The following is a 16059-nucleotide window of genomic DNA, read 5'->3' on the forward strand; positions in this document are numbered from 1 at the left end:
CTCAGCCGCGGCTCGGGTCGATCAGATATTTCTCGCCGGTCGCCTTGCGCTCATAAGCGCGCAATATGGCGGGATCGAGGGCCTCGGCGAGGCTGATCGTGCGGGTGTAGCGGCTGGCGAAGGTCGTCGTCAGCTCGTCGACCACGCGCTTACGCAGCCGGTCCGCCACCTCAGGACCCGCCTTGCGCAGGAAAGGCATCAGCAGCCAGGCCGACACGCCCCACTGGAAACCGAAGGCGAGGCGGTTGAGCGTGGTCGGGCTCTGGTCAAGCGCGCCATAGAGATACATCTGCTTGAAGACGTCCGAGCCATAGCGGTTATACCCGCCCGAGCGCGCATTGGCCGCCTGCTCCATCGCGGTCAGGATGTCGCTGGCGAGGCGGCCGCCGCCGATCGCGTCGAAGCCGACCGTCGCCTCGGTCTCGCTGATCGCCGCCAGCAGCTGCGCCTGGAAGTCGGGTGCGCGGCTGTCGAGGACATGAGTAGCGCCGATGTCGCGCAGGATCGCCGCCTGCTCTTCCGAGCGGACGATGTTCACCAGCGGGATGCCGTCGGCAAGGCAGATCTTCTGCAGCATCTGACCGAGGTTGGAAGCAGCCGCGGTGTGGACGATCGCCTTGTGCCCCTCGCTGCGGGCCGTCTCGACGAAACCCAGCGCGGTCAACGGGTTTACGAACATCGCAGCCCCGTCCGCCGCACTCGCACCTTCCGGAAGGGCCAGAACCTCATCTGCCTTGAGCTTGCGATAATCGGCATACATGGCGCCGCCGAAGGCACCGACCTTGCGCCCTTCGAGCGCCTTGACCGAGCCGCCTGCGGCAACCACCGTGCCCGCGCCCTCATTGCCTACCGGCAGCGACTGACCGACACGGGCCGCGACCGCGCGCAGCCGCTCCTTCGGCACGTCGAAGGCCAGGGCGGGACGATCGGCGCTCCCTTCGCTTCGGATCGAGGACAGATCGGCCGGCCCGACAAGCAAGCCCAGATCGGACGGGTTGATCGGTGCGGCCTCGACCCGGACGATGATCTCGTCATCGGCCGGCGGATCGAGCGTGACCTCCTGCAGCGTGAGCCGCAGCGTGCCATCCTCGCTGACGGTCGATCGAAGTTCGCGTCCGGTGAAACTCATCTTCATTCTCCTTGGCGCCCGATGCGCAGCCGCACCGGGTTCGCTATTCAGTCGATGGAGCCGAAGCTCCGAATCATGATGGTCAGGCGCCCTGCCCGGCCTCCGCCGTCATCCAGACGGGCACCAGCGCAGGATCGAGCCCGTCCATCTGTCGCCGTTCGACGCTGCCGTCCGGGAGCACGACGAGCCGACGGTTGACCTTGTTCCGCCAGTTCATCCGCGCGGTGTTCTCCTGCCCGACATAGCAGCCCTTGGTGAAGCTCACCCCATTGAGCAGGTCGGCATTGCATTCGAGCCACAGCGTCTTGTCCGAGCCAAGCTCCGCCACGCCTTCGGCAACGCCCAGCGCCTTGCGGTGCTCGTGCCAGCCCTGCGCCGCACCATCCGCAGGCGCCAGCCAGCGGCGGCCAAGCGCGGCGAGCCGCGGATCGGGTACGCCTTCGCTGCCCGTCGGAGACCAGTGCACGGCAAGCGCCTCGTCTCGCGCAATCGTGATCGGTCGGCGCAGCCGGTAGATGGTCAGCCGCCGGACCAGTGCGTCGGCTTGGGCCGCCTCGCAGTCGATCAGCAGATCCTCCTCGCCCCCGGCTGGATCGGCCCAGACGATGAAGTCGAACAGCGCCTTGCCCTGCGGCGTCAGCAGGCCGGCCCAGACCGGCAGTGGTCCGGCGACATCGTTCGTGACGAGGCCCTGGAGAAAGTCGCGGACGCCCTGTCCGGAAAGACGGATCACGGCGCGATCGATGAGGGTGGTATCGGACATGCGCAGAAGGTAGGAGCATCTCCGCCGGAAGTTAACCCGTGCCGATGCGGAGGGGTGCCGATCGCGACCCTGCTTCCGCCGGCGCAACGATGGTGGCTGCACATGACCTATGACCTGATCCTCAAGAACGGAACGGTTTGGACCGTCGGCGGGCCGATCGAGGCCGATGTCGGCGTGAAGGACGGCCGCATCGCGGGCATCGGGGTCACGGGCGACGCGGGCGAGACGATCGACTGCACCGGTCTCGACGTGCTGCCGGGCGTGATCGACAGCCAGGTCCATTTCCGCGAGCCGGGCCTGGAGACGAAAGAGGATCTGGAGAGCGGCAGCCGCTCGGCGGTGCTCGGCGGCGTGACCGCCGTGTTCGAGATGCCCAACACCAAGCCGAACACCGATTCGGCCGAGGCGGTCGCCGACAAGCTCGCCCGCGCCCACCACCGGATGTGGTGCGACCATGCCTTCTATGTCGGCGCCACGACGGCGAATGCCGAAGCGCTCGCCGAGCTGGAGCGGCTGCCGGGCACGGCCGGGGTCAAGATTTTCATGGGCTCGTCGACGGGCAGCCTGCTCGTCGCCGAGGACGAACATCTGGCCCGGGTGCTGCGCTCGGGCAGCCGCCGCGTGGCGATCCACGCCGAGGACGAGGAACGGATGATCGCGCGCGAAGGCGAGCGGGTCGAAGGCGACCCGTCGAGCCACCCGGTGTGGCGCGACGACGAAAGCGCGATCCTCGCCACCCGCCGCATCCTGCGCATCGCGCGCGAGACGGGGCGCCGCATCCACATCCTGCACATCACGACGCCCGACGAACTGGCGCTGATCGCGCAGAACAAGGACATCGCCACCTGCGAGGTGACGCCCCAGCATCTGACCCTGGCCGGCGAGGACGCCTATCCGCGCCTCGGCACCTATGCGCAGATGAACCCGCCGATCCGTTCGGGCGCCCACCGCGACGGCCTGTGGCATTATCTGCGTCAGGGCGTCCCCGACGTGCTGGGGTCGGACCATGCGCCGCATACGATCGAGGAAAAGGCGCGGACCTATCCTGCCACGCCCAGCGGCATGCCGGGCGTGCAGACGCTGCTGCCGCTGATGCTCAACCATGTCGCCGAAGGGCGGCTGACGCTCCAGCATCTGATCGAACTGACCTCGTCCGGTCCGCAGCGCGTGTTCGGTCTGCGCAACAAGGGACGCATAGCGCTCGGATATGACGCCGATTTCACCATCGTCGACCTGAAGGCGCGCTGGACGATCGAGGAGAGCTGGCTCGCCTCGCGCTGCGGCTGGTCGCCCTTCACTGGCATGGCACTGACCGGCAAGCCGCTGGGCACGATCATCCGCGGCCATCGGGTGATGTGGGAGGGAAGTCTGGCCGCTGCTGCGATCGGTGAGCCGGTTCGCTTCAACAGCGTGCCGCTGGCCTGATCCGACGATTCGCAAGGTGCCGCTACGGCACGCTTGCGGCCGATCGTTGCGGCGCCGTGCCACGCCTGTGGATAAGATGCAGGTCACCGCTCGGCGCAAACGACTCGCCGAATATGAGCCTTGGCTTAACCGTGATGGTCTTTCCTAACGCCGTCTGTGCTGCCAGTCACAGGCTACGGGACGGGTTGGGGAATCTACCAGATGACCAGAACGATGCGCGCGATGATTGGTTCCATGCTGCTTGCCTGCATGGTGATCGCTCCGTCGGCCGCCCAGGCCCAGACCATCCAGTGCGCACCCTTCGCCCGCATGTTCTCCGGCATCCAGCTGTTCGGCGCCGCCGCGAGCTGGTGGAATCAGGCGGTCGGCAAATATCTTCGCGGATCGACTCCGCAGACCGGCGCCGTGATGGTGTTCAAGGCGATCGGTTCGATGCGCTCGGGCCATGTTGCCACCGTGACCAAGGTCGTCAGCGACCGCGTCATCAAGATCACCCATGCCAACTGGTCGGTCATCAACGGCCGTCGTGGTCAGGTCGAGCGTGACGTGACCGTCGTCGATGCTTCGCCTTCCAACGACTGGAGCCAGGTGAAGGTCTGGTTCGCGCCGATCGGCAAGGTCGGGAACAAAGCCTATCCGGTCAACGGCTTCATCTACAAGGACAGCGAACGCTCGACCGCAGCGGCCGTCCAGGCCGTTCAGAGCGCCGAAGGCTGATCCTTCCGGGGGCGGTCCCAACCGCCCTCGACCATATACCCCGCTCAGTGCCAGTCGACGATCGTCCACCCGCGGCGCCGCGCTTCCTCGCGCAGTCCGGCATGCGGGTTCGACGCGATCGCCTCGTCCGCCCATTCGAGCACGGGCACGTCGGAGATATGGTCGGAGTAGAAGCGGATGCGGCACGCGGCTCGATCGAGCTTTTCCAGCCCCATCCAGGCCTGGATCATGCGTAGCTTGGCCGGCCCGTAGCAATTATCACCATCGACCTTGTGGCTGACATAATCGTCGATGCCCCGGATCGCACCGGTGGCAATGACGTCGTCCATGCCCAGGCGCCGGGCGATCGGCTCCACCCAGATGCGCGAGGAGGCTGTCGCCAGCACCAGCCGGCGCCCCGCCGCGCGATTTTCGGCCAGGCTCTCGAGCGCGCCGGGGCGGACATTATGCTTCATGATATGATCGGCGAAACTCTCGGCGATCGGAGTCAGCCGGTCCGCATGGATGCGGCGCCCGATCAGCATCGCCTGGTTGAGCTCCTTGACGCGCTTGCGCTCGATCAGCTTGCACACATAAGCCAGCATCACCCCGGCCGCGGCCGGCACGAAGACGAGGCGCCAGGGCGCCAGCCGCATGGCGGCATGGATCATGAACGGGGTGAAGGTACCGGTCCGGGTGATCGTCCGGTCCATGTCGTAGATCGCAAGTTCGGTCATCGGCACGCCCTATAAGGAAGAAACGGCAAGGAACAAATCGCCGGGCGGCACATTTCATTTCGGAAGCTTGCCGATCTCCGGTCTTTGCGCCACTCCTGGATTCGATGAACGCTCCCGCCGATTTTCAGTTCGATCAGGGCATTTTGCGCTTTTCCGGAGAGCTCACGCTCGCCCGGATAGGCGACCTTTCGCCGCGCCTTGCCGCGCTGGATGCCAGCCCCGAGCAGATCGACCTGAAGGACGTTGATCGGATGGACACGGTCGGCGCCTGGCTGATCCATCGCATCGTCCGACGCTGCGGCGCCCGCGTGATCGGAGCCGACGAAGATGTCTGCCAGTTGCTCGAGCAGCTGGCTGCAGCCGACAAACCGCTCAAGATCCGCCCCGATTCGAGCCCGCCCTTCGTGCGCGTGCTGCGCGAGATCGGCGAAGCGGTCTATGCGTCGCTGGACTCGCTGAAGGGTCTGGTCGGCTTCTTCGGCGCGACGATGATCGGTCTGTGGAGCCTGATCCGGAACCCGCGTAGCTTCCGCTACAATGCGATGGCGCGCCAGTTCGAAGTGGTCGGGGTCAAGGCGCTGGCGATCATCGGCTTGATGAGCTTCCTGATCGGCATCGTCATCGCACAGCAGGGGTCCGTGCAGTTGCGCCAGTTCGGCGCCGAGGTGTTCGCCGTTAACCTGATCGGCCGCATCACGCTGCGCGAGCTCGGCGTGCTCATGACCGCCATCATGGTGGCCGGTCGCTCGGGCAGCGCCTTTGCCGCGCAGCTCGGATCGATGAAGCTGGCCGAAGAGATCGACGCGATGCGGACGATCGGCGTATCGCCGATGGAGGCCCTTATCCTGCCGCGCGTCCTCTCGACCGTCGTGCTGATGCCCCTGCTGGGCTTCTATGCGGCGGTCGTTGCGATCGTCGGCGGCGGCATATTCTGCTGGATCGACCTGGATATCCCGCCGGTCACCTTCGTGCAGCGAATCCGCGAGGTCGTGCCCATCACCGACCTGTGGGTCGGGCTGATCAAGGCGCCGGTCTTCGGTCTGCTGATCGCCATGTGCGGCTGCTATCAGGGCATGCAGGTCAAGGGCAATGCCGAGGAGGTCGGCCTGCGCACGACCGCTTCGGTGGTACAGGCGATCTTCCTCGTCATCGTCCTCGATGCCGTCTTCGCCGTCTTCTTCAGCTCGATCGGGTGGATCTGATGGCCCGGCTCAACATCGCGGACGGAGAGACGGTCATCCGCGTGCGCGGCCTGCGCAACGCGTTCGGCGAACAAGTGGTTCACGAAGGACTCGACCTCGATGTGCAGCGCGGCGAGATTCTGGGTGTTGTCGGCGGCTCGGGCACGGGCAAATCGGTCCTGATGCGCTCGATCATCGGCCTGCAGCGCCCCGAGACCGGGATGGTCGAGGTGTTCGGCGAATCGATGGTCGACCGCGACGAAAGCGAAGCGAAGCAGGTTCGCAGCCGCTGGGGCGTGCTCTTTCAGGGCGGCGCACTGTTCTCGACGCTTACCGTCGCCGAGAATGTTCAGGTCCCTATCCGCGAATATTATCCCGGACTGGATCCGGTGCTGCTCGACGAGATCGCGGCCTACAAGGTCGCCATGACCGGCCTGCCCGCCGAAGCCGGGCCGAAATTTCCGTCGGAGCTTTCGGGCGGCATGAGGAAGCGCGCCGGGCTCGCTCGCGCGCTGGCGCTGGATCCGCAGCTTCTGTTTCTGGACGAACCGACCGCTGGCCTCGATCCGATCGGTGCTGCCGCATTCGACGAACTGATCCGTTCGCTGCAGAAGACTCTCGGCCTGACCGTGTTCCTGATCACGCACGACCTGGACACGCTCTACGCCATTTGCGACCGCGTAGCGGTGCTGGCGGACAAGCGCGTGATCGCGGTTGGAACGATCCCGGAACTATTGGCGTTGGACCATCCGTGGATTCAGGAATATTTCAACGGCCCACGTGGGCGAGTGGCGGCCGATGCCGCCGAACGGGCGGCTGCGAAGGGCGCCGGGGAATGAGGGACTGATGGAGACCCGGTCTAATCATGTGCTCGTCGGCGGGGTCGTTCTGGCCCTGCTTGTCGGCCTTCTGGCGTTCATCGTCTGGCTGGCGGGGTTCAACACCGTCAGCATTCAGCGCTACGATATCTTCTTCAAGACCTCGGTCGACGGCCTCGCCAAGGGATCGCCGGTCAATTTCTCCGGCGTGCCGGTGGGCAAGGTCGAGGAAATCAAGCTGATGCCCGACAGCCCCGAATTCGTCCGCGTCCGGATCGCCATCGAGAAGGACTCGCCGATCCTCCAGGGCACGACCGCCACGATCGCCGGCGTGGGCTTCACCGGCGTCAGCCAGGTCAATCTCGACGGCGCGGTCAAGAATGCCCCGCCGATCACCGAGCCCGGACCCTATGGCGTGCCGGTGATCCCGACCAAGCCGGGCGCGCTGGGCGAGCTGCTCAACTCGGCCCCCGAACTGCTGCAGCGCATTTCGACGCTGACGGCGCGGCTGACCGACCTGCTCAACGACAAGAACCAGAAGTCGATCACCGGCATCCTCGCCAATGTCGATCGCCTGTCCGGCGACCTCGCCAATCGCGGCCCGGAGATCGCGGCCGCCGTCGTCCAGCTCAAGGCGACGATGGAGCAGGCCGGCCTCGCGGCCGAGCGTGTCGGCGAACTGGCCCAGACCACCAACGGCGTGATGCAGTCGGACGTGCGTCCGGCGATGGCCAACCTCAACAAGGCCACCGCATCGGCGCAGCATACGCTGGAGACGCTCGATGCCGCGATCACCGATGCAAGGCCGGGCATCAAGGCCTTCTCGTCGGAGACCGTGCCCCAGATCAACCAGCTCGTTCGTAACATCTCGGAGATGTCGGACTCGCTGAATGCCATTTCGTCGAAGCTCGACCGGGGCGGCGCCGGCGCCGTCCTCGGCGGTTCGAAGCTTCCCGACTACAAGCCGAGGAATTGAGGCCCATGCTGCGCCGTTCGCTGATCGCCATCTCCGCCGCCGCCGCCCTTTCCGGCTGCGTCAGCCTGGGCGAAGATCCACCTGAGCGCCTCGTTGGACTGACCGCGCAGGCGACAGTGCCGGCGGGCACGGCCAAGGTAGCCCGCGACACGCAGGCGATCAGCGTTTCGGTGCCCGCCCTGCCCTCGCAGCTTCGCAACCAGCGCATCGCAGTACAGACCGGCATCAGCTACGCCTATCTGCCCAAAGTCGCCTGGGTCGATACTCCGGCTGGCTTGTTCCGCTCGCTGCTGGCCGAAACGATCGAAGCCAAGACCGGGCGCTTCGTTCCCGATCATCGCAACGCTTCGATCACCCCCGACAATCGCCTTGCGGGGACGCTGACGGCATTTCAGTTGCTGGGCGGCCAGAATCAGGTGCTGGTCACCTATGACGCGACACTGGCAAAATCGGGCAGCGACGAAGTGAAGACCCGGCGGTTCGAAGCGCGCGTGCCTGTTGCCGGGGAAGACAGCGCAAGCGTGGCAGCAGGGCTGAACCAGGCCGCCAATCAGGTGGCGGCGGACGTAGCCGATTGGATCGGCCCGAACTGAGCCTGCGCCGATAAGGTCGGACCGACAGCGCCGGCCGGTTAAGCGGTCAGAGGTCGACGCCCGAAGCGATCGCCTCCAGCTTGCGAATACGTTCCTTGAGATCCGCCAGTTCGATGCGTGCGGCGGGCGACGGGCCCGTCGGGCCGTCGTTTGTAGCCGGGATACGGCGCTCCAGGCGAAGCCTTTCGAGCTCGAGCCAGCCGCGCCAGCCCGTCAATGCTGCCCAGGCCACGACTCCGAGGCCGATCAGCCCCGCTCCGCTCAGGGTGAGCCAGAAGGTGGAGTCAGTCATCGTCCCTGTCCTTCCTTGAGGTTTAGTCCGCCCGGCGTAGCGCCTCGATCTCGCGATCGAGCGCCATGCCGCGGTCATTTTCGGTTGCGATGCGCTCAAGAACAGCAACGCGTTCCTTCAGCGCCTTGATCTCTTCGCGCAGCCTTTCGGCATCGCGGTTATCGGGCCGGACCCATTTTTCACCCTTGGTGACCACGCCATATTTGGCGCGAAAAATGCTGGCGATGGCGGTGATCGCGACGATCAGCACGACCATTTCAAAGGGGTTCATCCTGCTTCTCCTCGCGGATAGGTCAGTTGAGGGGTTGGTCGCGCAGCCGGTCGATCTCGACGGCCAGCGTGGTCGAACGGTCGGTGAGGATGCGCTCGAGCACGGCTACCCGTTGCTCCAGCCGCTCGGTCTTCGCCGCATATTGGGCTGCCTTCTCGGCCGCCTCGGTCGAGATCGCTTCGATCTGCTTCTTGCGGAGCGACATCCACTCGGTGGCGACCCAGCCGAGGATCGCGAGGATCGGAGCGCTGCCGATCATGAAATAGAAGAGGTTCGCCATCGGTGGATCCTCAGTTGGCGGGCCCGCGCAGGGCATTGATTTCCTGGTCGAGGCGGAAGCTGCTGTCGGTCACGATCCGTTCGACCGTCGCCAGCCGCTCCTTCACCGCCGAGAGCTCGGCGCGGAGCTGCGCATTCTCGCCGGACAGGAGCTTGACCCGCTCCATCGTCTCGTCGCTGCTGCGCGGATAGACGGCCTTGCCCCAGCTGTTCTCTAGCGGATAGCCATGCTTGACCCTGAGCCAGGTCGTGACGATCCAGCCGACGACACCGAGGACAGCGACGATGGTCGCACCCGGTACCAATATTGCCATCGGAATATTCATCGGTCTTCCCCTAACCCGGCAGCCATCATTGTTTACATGGCTGTCGGTTCTGTATTTCGACGAACGTCATCCCCGGTTCGACAAACGTCATTCCGTTGACGGTGCCGCCTCGCGCCAGCCTTGCGGGTCGACGCAGCCGCGTTCAGCGCAGCGCGTCGATCTCGCGCGCCAGGGCGGAGTTGTGGCTCGTGACATGCGTCTCGACGTCGGCGATGCGGCGGTCGATGTCGCGGAAACGGGCGCGGACATCCCGGACCGAGGCGCCTGGCCGAGCCCTGACGGTCTGCCAGAATTTCTGCTCCTCGCGGCTGCTCTCGTAGAATTCGCGCGGCTTGTCATCGACCAGCCAGTTGATCAGCAGATAGGCGACGAGCGTCCAGGGAAAGCCCCCCAGCAGCGTCAGCAGCACGGTGCCGATACGGATCAGCGTGACGTCGATCCCGGTATAGTCGGCAAGCCCCGCGCAGACGCCCAGCCATTTGCGGTTGCGCTTGTCGACGTAGAATTTTGTGCGGCGAGCGGACATTTCGAACCTTCCCTTCCTGTCTTCCTGTCGGCGTCCCGGCGATCAGTTGTCGCGGCGCCAATCGTCCTGGTTGCGCTCTGCGATCTGGCGGGGCCGCCAGCTGGGGTCCTGGCTGTCCAGGATCCGCTCCAGCGTGGCGACGCGGTCGTCCAGGCGGCGCGCCATTTCGTGCATTTCGTCGAGAAGCCTCTCGTCCTCGACCGTCAGCCCGCCATTCTTCTTCCACTGGGTGACATAGTGGAAGACCAGCCAGGGCAGGCCCAGAAAGAGGATCCCGACAACCCCGATCGGGACGAGAATATCTTCCATCGCGTCAGGCCCCCTTGCTCTGCGCCTTGGCCTTCAATGCGGCCAGCTCTGCATCGACCTTGTCGGACGAGCGCAGCTCGGCGATCTCCTCCTCGAGCGACTTGGGGGCAGCTCCCATGCCCGCAGCTTCGGCGCGGCCCTCGGCATAGTCGACGCGGCGCTCCAGCAGTTCGAAGCGCGAGAAGGCCTCGTCGATCTTCGGGCCGGCATACATTTCCCGCATGCGGGCACGGTTGTTGGCCGACTCGAGCCGGGTCACGATGCTGTTCTGGCGAGCACGCGCCTCGCGCAGCTTGCCCTGCAGCTTGGCGATGTCCGCCTCGGAGGCCTTGAGCGACTCGTCGAGCAGGTCGATCTCCTCGTGCAGCTGGCCGGCGAGATCGGCGGCCTTCTGCTTCTCGACGAGCGCGGCCTTGGCCAGATCCTCGCGATCCTTCGACAGCGCCAGCTCGGCCTTTTCCAGCCAGTTGGCCTGGACCGTGTCCAGCTTCGCGATCTGGCGACGCAGTTCCTTCTGGTCGGCGATCGTGCGCGCGGCCGATGCGCGAACCTCGACGAGCGTCTCCTCCATTTCGAGGATGATCATGCGGATCATCTTCGCGGGGTCCTCGGCCTTGTCGAGAAGGTCGGTGACGTTGGCGGCGATGATATCGCGGGTTCGGGAGAAAATTCCCATCTGTCAGGCTCCTTGATTACGCTCGATACGTGGCGGTTGCGGGCGCGGTCGCCGGGCAGTCTAGCCCGTCCGGCGGCCGACGCACGCGTTAACGGATGCTGCCTTCCTGCTGGAAGGCGGCGGGGCCGACATGCGCAGGTGCGACCGCACCCAGCACGCAGACCAGCGAAAGAAGCGCAGCCCCCAAGGCCGAGACCGTGATGCGCTGCAGATCGATGCTGTCGAGACCGAACATTATCCTGTTTCCCTGTCGTTCCGGTTCCGGCAATGCCGGTATACCTCGAGCAATGCAGAAGCCGTGCCAATTGATAAAATCGCCGCTTTTCATGGTGATAGGTCGGTCGCGCGTTTGGGTGGGACGATTAGCTGTTGCCAAGTCTTGGGATTTTACGCCAACCATATGGCATGGAACGCGAAGCCCAGTTCATCGGCCAGTCGCTGGCCTTTCTCGACTCGGTCGAGCGGGCCAGCCGTGCCGCCGCGCTCAACCGCCCGGTGCTCGTGATCGGCGAGCGCGGCACCGGCAAGGAACTGGTCGCGGAACGCCTGCACCGGCTTTCCCAGCGCTGGGACGGCCCGCTCGTCACCCTGAACTGCGCCGCCCTGCCCGAAACGCTGATCGAGGCCGAGCTGTTCGGTCACGAGGCGGGTGCCTTCACGGGGGCGACCAAGGCGCGCGCGGGCCGGTTCGAGGAGGCGCATGGCGGCACGCTCTTCCTCGACGAACTCGCAACACTCTCGACGGGCGCGCAGGAGCGGCTGCTGCGCGCAGTCGAATATGGCGAGGTTACCCGGATCGGCGCGTCGCGTCCGCTGCGCGTCGACGTGCGCATCGTTGCTGCGACCAACGAGCATCTGCCCGACCTGGTCGAGCGCGGGCGATTCCGCGCCGACCTGCTCGATCGTCTGTCGTTCGAAGTCATTACCCTGCCTCCGCTCCGCGTCCGCGAGGGCGACGTGCAGGTCCTCGCCGACCATTTCGGTCGGCGCATGGCCTCCGAACTGGGCTGGCCGCACTGGCCCGGCTTTTCGGCCGGCGCGAGCACCACGCTGATCGAGCATGCTTGGCCTGGCAATGTGCGCGAGCTGCGCAACGTGGTGGAGCGGGCGGTCTATCGCTGGGACGACCCGGAACGGCCGATCGACGAGATCCAGTTCGACCCGTTCGAAAGCCCGTGGCGCCCGGTCACGGCGACCGTATCGCAGCCACGCCCGGCGGCGGCGGTCGCTGGCGAGGCGGCGGTAGCGCAGCCGGCCGGCCCGGCATCGGCGCCCATGACGCCGCCGAGCAGCTGCGAGGATTTCCGCAACGCCGTTCTCACCTATGAGAAGATGCTGCTGGAGGATGCACTGCGCCGCTGCCGCTTCAACCAGCGCGCGACCGCGCTCGCCCTGAAGCTCAGCTACGACCAGCTGCGCCATGCGCTGCGGCGCCACGATCTGCTCGACCGGCAGGGATGACCCCAGCCGACCGCCTGTTCGCGACGTTCGAGCGGCTCTATGTGATCAACCTCGCGACACGCAGCGACCGTCGGCGCGAAATGGCGGGCGAGCTCGCGCGGCTGGGGCTGGGCTACGACCACCCCCGCGTCCGTCTGTTCGAAGCGATCCGTCCCGACGACGCTGGCCCCTTTCGCAGCATCGGCGCGCGCGGCGCTTTCCTCAGCCAGTTGGCCGTGCTGTCCGAAGCGCGGCGGGACGGCCTGCGGGCCATCCTGATGCTCGAGGATGATTGCGACTTCGCATCGACCGCGGTCGACCGCCTGCCGGCATTGCTCGACCTCCTCGACGCCGACGGACTGGGCCTCTTCTATGGAGGACATGAACTGCCCGAGGGCAATGGGGGCCTGGATCTCACCGACAGCTCCGGCCTGGTGCATGCCCCGCCCGCGCTCACCATCCGGCTCGCCCATTGCCTCGGCTTCGGACGCGAGGCGATCGAGACGCTGCCCACCTTCCTCGCGGCAATGCTGGAACGCCCGGCGGGAAGCCCCGAGGGCGGACCGATGGACGTCGACGGCGCCTATAACTGGTTCCGGCAGGCGCACCCCGCCTGCCCGACGCACCTGGCCTTCCCGCCCATCGCCTATCAGCGGCCGTCGCGCACAGACATATCGCGCCCGGGACCGCTCGACCGCCTGCCTGCGCCCCTGCGCCGGATCGCGCGCGGCGCGCGGCGCGCCTGGCAAAGGCGACGCTGACAAGAAAAGGGCCGGAGGATCGCTCCCCCGGCCCCTTATTCCGTGCGGACGATGTCCTCAGCCGAAATTGGCGTTGGTCATCGCATAGAGCATCGGGATCGAGAGCAGCGTGTTGGTGCGCGAGAAGATCATCGCGGTCTTGGCGGCGGCTGCCTTGGTGTCGGCGTCGGCCTCGACGATGCCCAGAGCCTTCTTCTGCGCCGGCCAGATCAGGAACCAAACGTTGAACGCCATGATCAGCGCGAGCCACATGCCGATACCGATCAGGCGATAGTCGGGGGCGAAGGTCAGCGCGGCGACCAGATAGCCGGTGACGTGCGCAACCGACAGACCGGTAAGCACCGTCAGCAGCGCGCCGTAGCGGAAGAAGAACAGTGCCTTGGGAGCGATATACTTGGAAACGCCCGGCTTCAGCTCTGCCGGCACCGACGGCATGGTCGGGATCTGCACGAAGTTGAAATAATAGAGGAGGCCGATCCACACGATGCCGAAGAACACGTGCAGCCAGCGGAGCACATAGTTGGCGAGCAGCGACGGATCCGGATGCACATAGGCGATCAGGGCGATCGCGGCGGCCAGGCCGACGGCCAGTACGAGGTGCAGATTGGCGAAAAATTTATCCATGGAGTTCCCCTGCATGTTGCGTCCGCACCCTTGGCAACGCGGATCGCTTCCCGGGCACAGTTTAGAAATTCGTTCCGCTTTTGTCACACATTATGATGCACGGGCGATGCCGTTCGGTGGTTGCTGCGATGCCGCGTCGCCCGAAACAAACGGGAGGTCGCATTTAGATGGACCTTCCCACCCGCCAAATCGTTGAGGAGCCGTATTTTTCATCCCCGGCTTATGGAGTTCACGATGGCGTTCTCGCTTCCCGCCCTTCCCTTCGACCGCGCAGCGCTGGAGCCCGTCCTGTCGGCCGAAAGCTTCGACTATCACCATGGCAAGCATCACCAGGCCTATGTCGACAAGGTCAATGGCTGGCTCGACGAGAAGGGCCTGAAGGGCAAGACCCTGGTGGAAATCGTGAAGCTGGCGAAAGACATGGGCGACAAGCCGCTGTCGAACAATGCCGGCCAGATCTGGAACCACAATTTCTTCTGGCAGTGCCTGGCCCCGGAAGGCTCGACCAAGCCTTCGGAAAAGCTGGCGAAGATGATCGAAGCCAGCTTCGGCAGCCAGGAAGACCTCGTGAAGAAGCTCTCAGCCGAGGCGGTCGGCCATTTCGGCAGTGGCTGGGCCTGGCTCGCGCTGGCGGGCGACAAGCTGGTCATCACCTCGCTCCACGACGGCGAAACACCGCTCAGCCAGAGCGAGCTCAAGCCGCTGCTCACGCTCGATGTGTGGGAGCACGCCTATTATATCGATTACCGCAACGCGCGGCCGAAATTCGCGGAATCGGTCCTCGGCAAGGTCGTGAACTGGGACTTCGTCTCACGCAACGTCGAAGGCGACGCGGTCGCGGTGGCGGATCTGTCGCCGGCCTGAGGCCATCATAGGGCGCCCCCTCGATCGAGGGGGCGCTACGCCCTTTCTATCTCGTCGAGGAAACGGCCAAGCCGCAAGCGCAGCCTGGCCGCGCCATCGGTCAGCGTCCTGGCGATGTCGGACAGTTGCTCCGCACCCGTCGCCGCATCGCCCGCACTGCCGCTGATCTCGGCGGCCTGCCGCCTTATATGGTCGTTGGCGCCGGCGGCATCGCGCACATTGGCGCTGACCAGCTCGCCGACGATCCGGTTGCGCTCGACCGCTTCGTCGACCGTGGCAGAAAGACCGTCGAGCGCCGCGATGGCCGCTTCGATGCCGGCCTGAGCGGCCGCCACGCTTCCCACGCCGCTGCGCACGCTGTCGATCCGGGCGGCGATCAGGCCCACCGACTCCCGCGTCTGTCGTGCCAGCGCCTTCACCTCCGATGCGACCACCGCGAAGCCGCGCCCCGCCTCGCCGGCCCGGGCCGCCTCGATCGTCGCATTGAGTGCCAGCAGGTTGATGCGCCTCGCGACCGCGTCGATCGTCTCGACGACGGCACCGATCTCATCGGTGGTCTGGCCGAGCTGGCGGGCGCGCCGCCCGCCTTCCTCGATCATACCGGCGACATGCAGTGTCGACGCCCGCGCCGCCGCCACCTCGGTGCCCAGCTGGCCGAGCGCGGCGACGAGATCCTGTCCCTGTTCGGCCACCGCACCGACATTGTCGGCGGCCTGTGCGGCAGCGGTCATCACCGACAGGCCCTTGGCGCCGACATCGCGCGCCCGGGCGCCCATGCGGCCAGCGCTTTCCTCGAGGGCCACCGAGGCGTCGATCATGCCACTCGACAGCGCCGCTGCCTCGGCGCGCATCGCGCTCGATGCTTCGCCGATCCAGCGCAGCCTTGCGGCCCGCCGTGCGGCCAGCGCCGCTTCCCGGTCGGCGGCCAGCCGCAGGAGCGTGCGACCGCTCAGCGCGCCAACGAAGCGCCCGCCGAGCGTGAGAATGATCGCGTCATGGCCGCCTCCCTGCGACACCAGCGCGAACAGCTCGCCGAGCGGGGTATCCACATCCGCCATAGGCACTTCGCTGACGAAGCCGTCGAGACGCCGATACAGGCTGTGGTTGCACAACAGGGCATGACCGAAAGGGTTGAGCAGCAACCGCCGGATGTCACGTTCCAGGACTGCGCCGGCCGGACGCCCTTCGGCGTCGACGATGGGGAGCGCCTCGAGGTCCGGCTGTTCGCGGTAGCAGGCGATGACCTCGCGAATGCCGGCGTCCGCAGCGACGGACCACGTGATCATCGCCGAACGCAGACTTTCGTCCACCCCCGCGGGCATGACCGCCATTTCGCAGCTCATCGGCGCCTCCTTGGGCCAACCTCCTAGGCG

Annotated in this window: 22 protein-coding genes; 9 read left to right on the forward strand and 13 right to left on the reverse strand. The window is 66.0% G+C overall.

What is annotated here, in order from left to right; genetic code table 11:
* Position 1 precedes the first annotated feature (1 nt).
* Together G6P88_RS11390 and ygfZ are read right to left on the reverse strand one after the other, a co-directional pair.
* The gene (locus tag G6P88_RS11390; RefSeq protein ID WP_165323264.1) at positions 2–1129 is read right to left on the reverse strand and encodes a zinc-binding dehydrogenase; all 1128 of its coding nucleotides are present in this window, start codon (positions 1127–1129) and stop codon (positions 2–4) included.
* An 82-nt stretch (positions 1130–1211) separates the two neighbouring features.
* Entirely contained in the window at positions 1212–1892 is a 681-nt protein-coding gene (gene ygfZ, locus G6P88_RS11395) for a CAF17-like 4Fe-4S cluster assembly/insertion protein YgfZ (RefSeq protein ID WP_165323265.1), read from the reverse strand.
* Between the two features lie 102 nt (positions 1893–1994).
* Here ygfZ and G6P88_RS11400 point away from each other — a divergent pair, with 102 nt between their 5' ends.
* Both G6P88_RS11400 and G6P88_RS11405 read left to right on the forward strand, forming a co-directional pair.
* Positions 1995–3317, forward strand: a complete 1323-nt coding sequence (locus G6P88_RS11400) for a dihydroorotase (protein WP_165325139.1) — start codon at positions 1995–1997, stop codon at positions 3315–3317.
* A gap of 201 nt (positions 3318–3518) precedes the next feature.
* The gene (locus G6P88_RS11405) at positions 3519–4034 is read left to right on the forward strand and encodes a CHAP domain-containing protein (protein WP_226946526.1); all 516 of its coding nucleotides are present in this window, start codon (positions 3519–3521) and stop codon (positions 4032–4034) included.
* A 44-nt stretch (positions 4035–4078) separates the two neighbouring features.
* On the opposite strand, the gene G6P88_RS11410 is transcribed toward G6P88_RS11405, so the two are convergent.
* Positions 4079–4750, reverse strand: a complete 672-nt coding sequence (locus G6P88_RS11410; protein ID WP_165323266.1) for an HAD family hydrolase — start codon at positions 4748–4750, stop codon at positions 4079–4081.
* Between the two features lie 104 nt (positions 4751–4854).
* On the opposite strand from G6P88_RS11410, the gene G6P88_RS11415 reads away from it, so the two are divergent.
* The 4 genes from G6P88_RS11415 to G6P88_RS11430 are packed head-to-tail and all read left to right on the forward strand — an operon-like array spanning position 4855 to position 8318.
* Positions 4855–5952 carry an ABC transporter permease gene (locus G6P88_RS11415; RefSeq protein ID WP_165323267.1) on the forward strand — a complete coding sequence of 366 codons (1098 nt, stop codon included), beginning with the start codon at positions 4855–4857 and terminating at the stop codon, positions 5950–5952.
* Positions 5952–6770 (forward strand): ABC transporter ATP-binding protein, encoded by an 819-nt coding sequence (locus G6P88_RS11420; RefSeq protein ID WP_165323268.1) that lies wholly within the window; start codon positions 5952–5954, stop codon positions 6768–6770. The genes G6P88_RS11415 and G6P88_RS11420 overlap by 1 nt, the downstream gene beginning before the upstream one ends.
* Before the next feature lie 7 nt (positions 6771–6777).
* Complete coding sequence (locus G6P88_RS11425) at positions 6778–7725, forward strand: MlaD family protein (RefSeq protein WP_165323269.1); 948 nt, start codon at positions 6778–6780, stop codon at positions 7723–7725.
* A 5-nt stretch (positions 7726–7730) separates the two neighbouring features.
* On the forward strand, positions 7731–8318 hold the full coding sequence (locus G6P88_RS11430) for an ABC-type transport auxiliary lipoprotein family protein (protein WP_165323270.1): 588 nt from the start codon (positions 7731–7733) through the stop codon (positions 8316–8318).
* 46 nt (positions 8319–8364) lie between these two features.
* On the opposite strand, the gene G6P88_RS11435 is transcribed toward G6P88_RS11430, so the two are convergent.
* The 8 genes from G6P88_RS11435 to G6P88_RS11470 form a co-directional block, all read right to left on the reverse strand.
* Positions 8365–8610 (reverse strand): hypothetical protein, encoded by a 246-nt coding sequence (locus tag G6P88_RS11435; RefSeq protein ID WP_165323271.1) that lies wholly within the window; start codon positions 8608–8610, stop codon positions 8365–8367.
* Positions 8611–8632: 22 nt separating this feature from the next.
* Positions 8633–8881 (reverse strand): hypothetical protein, encoded by a 249-nt coding sequence (locus G6P88_RS11440; protein ID WP_165323272.1) that lies wholly within the window; start codon positions 8879–8881, stop codon positions 8633–8635.
* Positions 8882–8903: 22 nt separating this feature from the next.
* Positions 8904–9161 carry a hypothetical protein gene (locus G6P88_RS11445; protein WP_165323273.1) on the reverse strand — a complete coding sequence of 86 codons (258 nt, stop codon included), beginning with the start codon at positions 9159–9161 and terminating at the stop codon, positions 8904–8906.
* Between the two features lie 10 nt (positions 9162–9171).
* Positions 9172–9486 (reverse strand): hypothetical protein, encoded by a 315-nt coding sequence (locus G6P88_RS11450; protein WP_165323274.1) that lies wholly within the window; start codon positions 9484–9486, stop codon positions 9172–9174.
* Between the two features lie 142 nt (positions 9487–9628).
* Complete coding sequence (pspC, locus tag G6P88_RS11455; protein ID WP_165323275.1) at positions 9629–10012, reverse strand: envelope stress response membrane protein PspC; 384 nt, start codon at positions 10010–10012, stop codon at positions 9629–9631.
* 42 nt (positions 10013–10054) lie between these two features.
* Entirely contained in the window at positions 10055–10321 is a 267-nt protein-coding gene (gene pspB / locus G6P88_RS11460; RefSeq protein ID WP_165323276.1) for an envelope stress response membrane protein PspB, read from the reverse strand.
* Positions 10322–10325: 4 nt separating this feature from the next.
* A complete protein-coding gene (pspA, locus tag G6P88_RS11465; RefSeq protein ID WP_165323277.1) occupies positions 10326–10997 on the reverse strand; it encodes a phage shock protein PspA in 672 nt (223 codons plus the stop codon).
* Positions 10998–11085: 88 nt separating this feature from the next.
* Complete coding sequence (locus G6P88_RS11470) at positions 11086–11232, reverse strand: hypothetical protein (protein ID WP_165323278.1); 147 nt, start codon at positions 11230–11232, stop codon at positions 11086–11088.
* A gap of 170 nt (positions 11233–11402) precedes the next feature.
* Here G6P88_RS11470 and pspF point away from each other — a divergent pair, with 170 nt between their 5' ends.
* Both pspF and G6P88_RS11480 read left to right on the forward strand, forming a co-directional pair.
* Positions 11403–12458, forward strand: a complete 1056-nt coding sequence (gene pspF, locus G6P88_RS11475; RefSeq protein WP_165323279.1) for a phage shock protein operon transcriptional activator — start codon at positions 11403–11405, stop codon at positions 12456–12458.
* Positions 12455–13198, forward strand: a complete 744-nt coding sequence (locus G6P88_RS11480; RefSeq protein WP_165323280.1) for a glycosyltransferase family 25 protein — start codon at positions 12455–12457, stop codon at positions 13196–13198. The genes pspF and G6P88_RS11480 overlap by 4 nt, the downstream gene beginning before the upstream one ends.
* A gap of 57 nt (positions 13199–13255) precedes the next feature.
* Here G6P88_RS11480 and G6P88_RS11485 read toward each other — a convergent pair whose 3' ends face one another.
* Entirely contained in the window at positions 13256–13822 is a 567-nt protein-coding gene (locus G6P88_RS11485) for a urate hydroxylase PuuD (protein WP_165323281.1), read from the reverse strand.
* A gap of 234 nt (positions 13823–14056) precedes the next feature.
* Between G6P88_RS11485 and G6P88_RS11490 the strand changes: the two genes are divergently transcribed.
* A complete protein-coding gene (locus tag G6P88_RS11490) occupies positions 14057–14686 on the forward strand; it encodes a superoxide dismutase (RefSeq protein WP_165323282.1) in 630 nt (209 codons plus the stop codon).
* 35 nt (positions 14687–14721) lie between these two features.
* On the opposite strand, the gene G6P88_RS20380 is transcribed toward G6P88_RS11490, so the two are convergent.
* Positions 14722–16029 carry a methyl-accepting chemotaxis protein gene (locus G6P88_RS20380; RefSeq protein WP_228720434.1) on the reverse strand — a complete coding sequence of 436 codons (1308 nt, stop codon included), beginning with the start codon at positions 16027–16029 and terminating at the stop codon, positions 14722–14724.
* Between the last annotated feature and the right edge of the window lie 30 nt (positions 16030–16059).

This window comes from Rhizorhabdus phycosphaerae, assembly GCF_011044255.1.
Taxonomy (GTDB): Bacteria; Pseudomonadota; Alphaproteobacteria; order Sphingomonadales; family Sphingomonadaceae; genus Rhizorhabdus; species Rhizorhabdus phycosphaerae.

Bases quoted from the DNA above. Each gene is read 5' to 3' on its own strand.
- G6P88_RS11390 (WP_165323264.1), bottom strand. From the start codon at position 1,129: ATGAGTTTCACCGGACGCGAACTTCGATCGACCGTCAGCGAGGATGGC.
- ygfZ (WP_165323265.1), bottom strand. From the start codon at position 1,892: ATGTCCGATACCACCCTCATCGATCGCGCCGTGATCCGTCTTTCCGGA.
- G6P88_RS11400 (WP_165325139.1), top strand. From the start codon at position 1,995: ATGACCTATGACCTGATCCTCAAGAACGGAACGGTTTGGACCGTCGGC.
- G6P88_RS11405 (WP_226946526.1), top strand. From the start codon at position 3,519: ATGACCAGAACGATGCGCGCGATGATTGGTTCCATGCTGCTTGCCTGC.
- G6P88_RS11410 (WP_165323266.1), bottom strand. From the start codon at position 4,750: ATGACCGAACTTGCGATCTACGACATGGACCGGACGATCACCCGGACC.
- G6P88_RS11415 (WP_165323267.1), top strand. From the start codon at position 4,855: ATGAACGCTCCCGCCGATTTTCAGTTCGATCAGGGCATTTTGCGCTTT.
- G6P88_RS11420 (WP_165323268.1), top strand. From the start codon at position 5,952: ATGGCCCGGCTCAACATCGCGGACGGAGAGACGGTCATCCGCGTGCGC.
- G6P88_RS11425 (WP_165323269.1), top strand. From the start codon at position 6,778: ATGGAGACCCGGTCTAATCATGTGCTCGTCGGCGGGGTCGTTCTGGCC.
- G6P88_RS11430 (WP_165323270.1), top strand. From the start codon at position 7,731: ATGCTGCGCCGTTCGCTGATCGCCATCTCCGCCGCCGCCGCCCTTTCC.
- G6P88_RS11435 (WP_165323271.1), bottom strand. From the start codon at position 8,610: ATGACTGACTCCACCTTCTGGCTCACCCTGAGCGGAGCGGGGCTGATC.
- G6P88_RS11440 (WP_165323272.1), bottom strand. From the start codon at position 8,881: ATGAACCCCTTTGAAATGGTCGTGCTGATCGTCGCGATCACCGCCATC.
- G6P88_RS11445 (WP_165323273.1), bottom strand. From the start codon at position 9,161: ATGGCGAACCTCTTCTATTTCATGATCGGCAGCGCTCCGATCCTCGCG.
- G6P88_RS11450 (WP_165323274.1), bottom strand. From the start codon at position 9,486: ATGAATATTCCGATGGCAATATTGGTACCGGGTGCGACCATCGTCGCT.
- pspC (WP_165323275.1), bottom strand. From the start codon at position 10,012: ATGTCCGCTCGCCGCACAAAATTCTACGTCGACAAGCGCAACCGCAAA.
- pspB (WP_165323276.1), bottom strand. From the start codon at position 10,321: ATGGAAGATATTCTCGTCCCGATCGGGGTTGTCGGGATCCTCTTTCTG.
- pspA (WP_165323277.1), bottom strand. From the start codon at position 10,997: ATGGGAATTTTCTCCCGAACCCGCGATATCATCGCCGCCAACGTCACC.
- G6P88_RS11470 (WP_165323278.1), bottom strand. From the start codon at position 11,232: ATGTTCGGTCTCGACAGCATCGATCTGCAGCGCATCACGGTCTCGGCC.
- pspF (WP_165323279.1), top strand. From the start codon at position 11,403: ATGGAACGCGAAGCCCAGTTCATCGGCCAGTCGCTGGCCTTTCTCGAC.
- G6P88_RS11480 (WP_165323280.1), top strand. From the start codon at position 12,455: ATGACCCCAGCCGACCGCCTGTTCGCGACGTTCGAGCGGCTCTATGTG.
- G6P88_RS11485 (WP_165323281.1), bottom strand. From the start codon at position 13,822: ATGGATAAATTTTTCGCCAATCTGCACCTCGTACTGGCCGTCGGCCTG.
- G6P88_RS11490 (WP_165323282.1), top strand. From the start codon at position 14,057: ATGGCGTTCTCGCTTCCCGCCCTTCCCTTCGACCGCGCAGCGCTGGAG.
- G6P88_RS20380 (WP_228720434.1), bottom strand. From the start codon at position 16,029: ATGAGCTGCGAAATGGCGGTCATGCCCGCGGGGGTGGACGAAAGTCTG.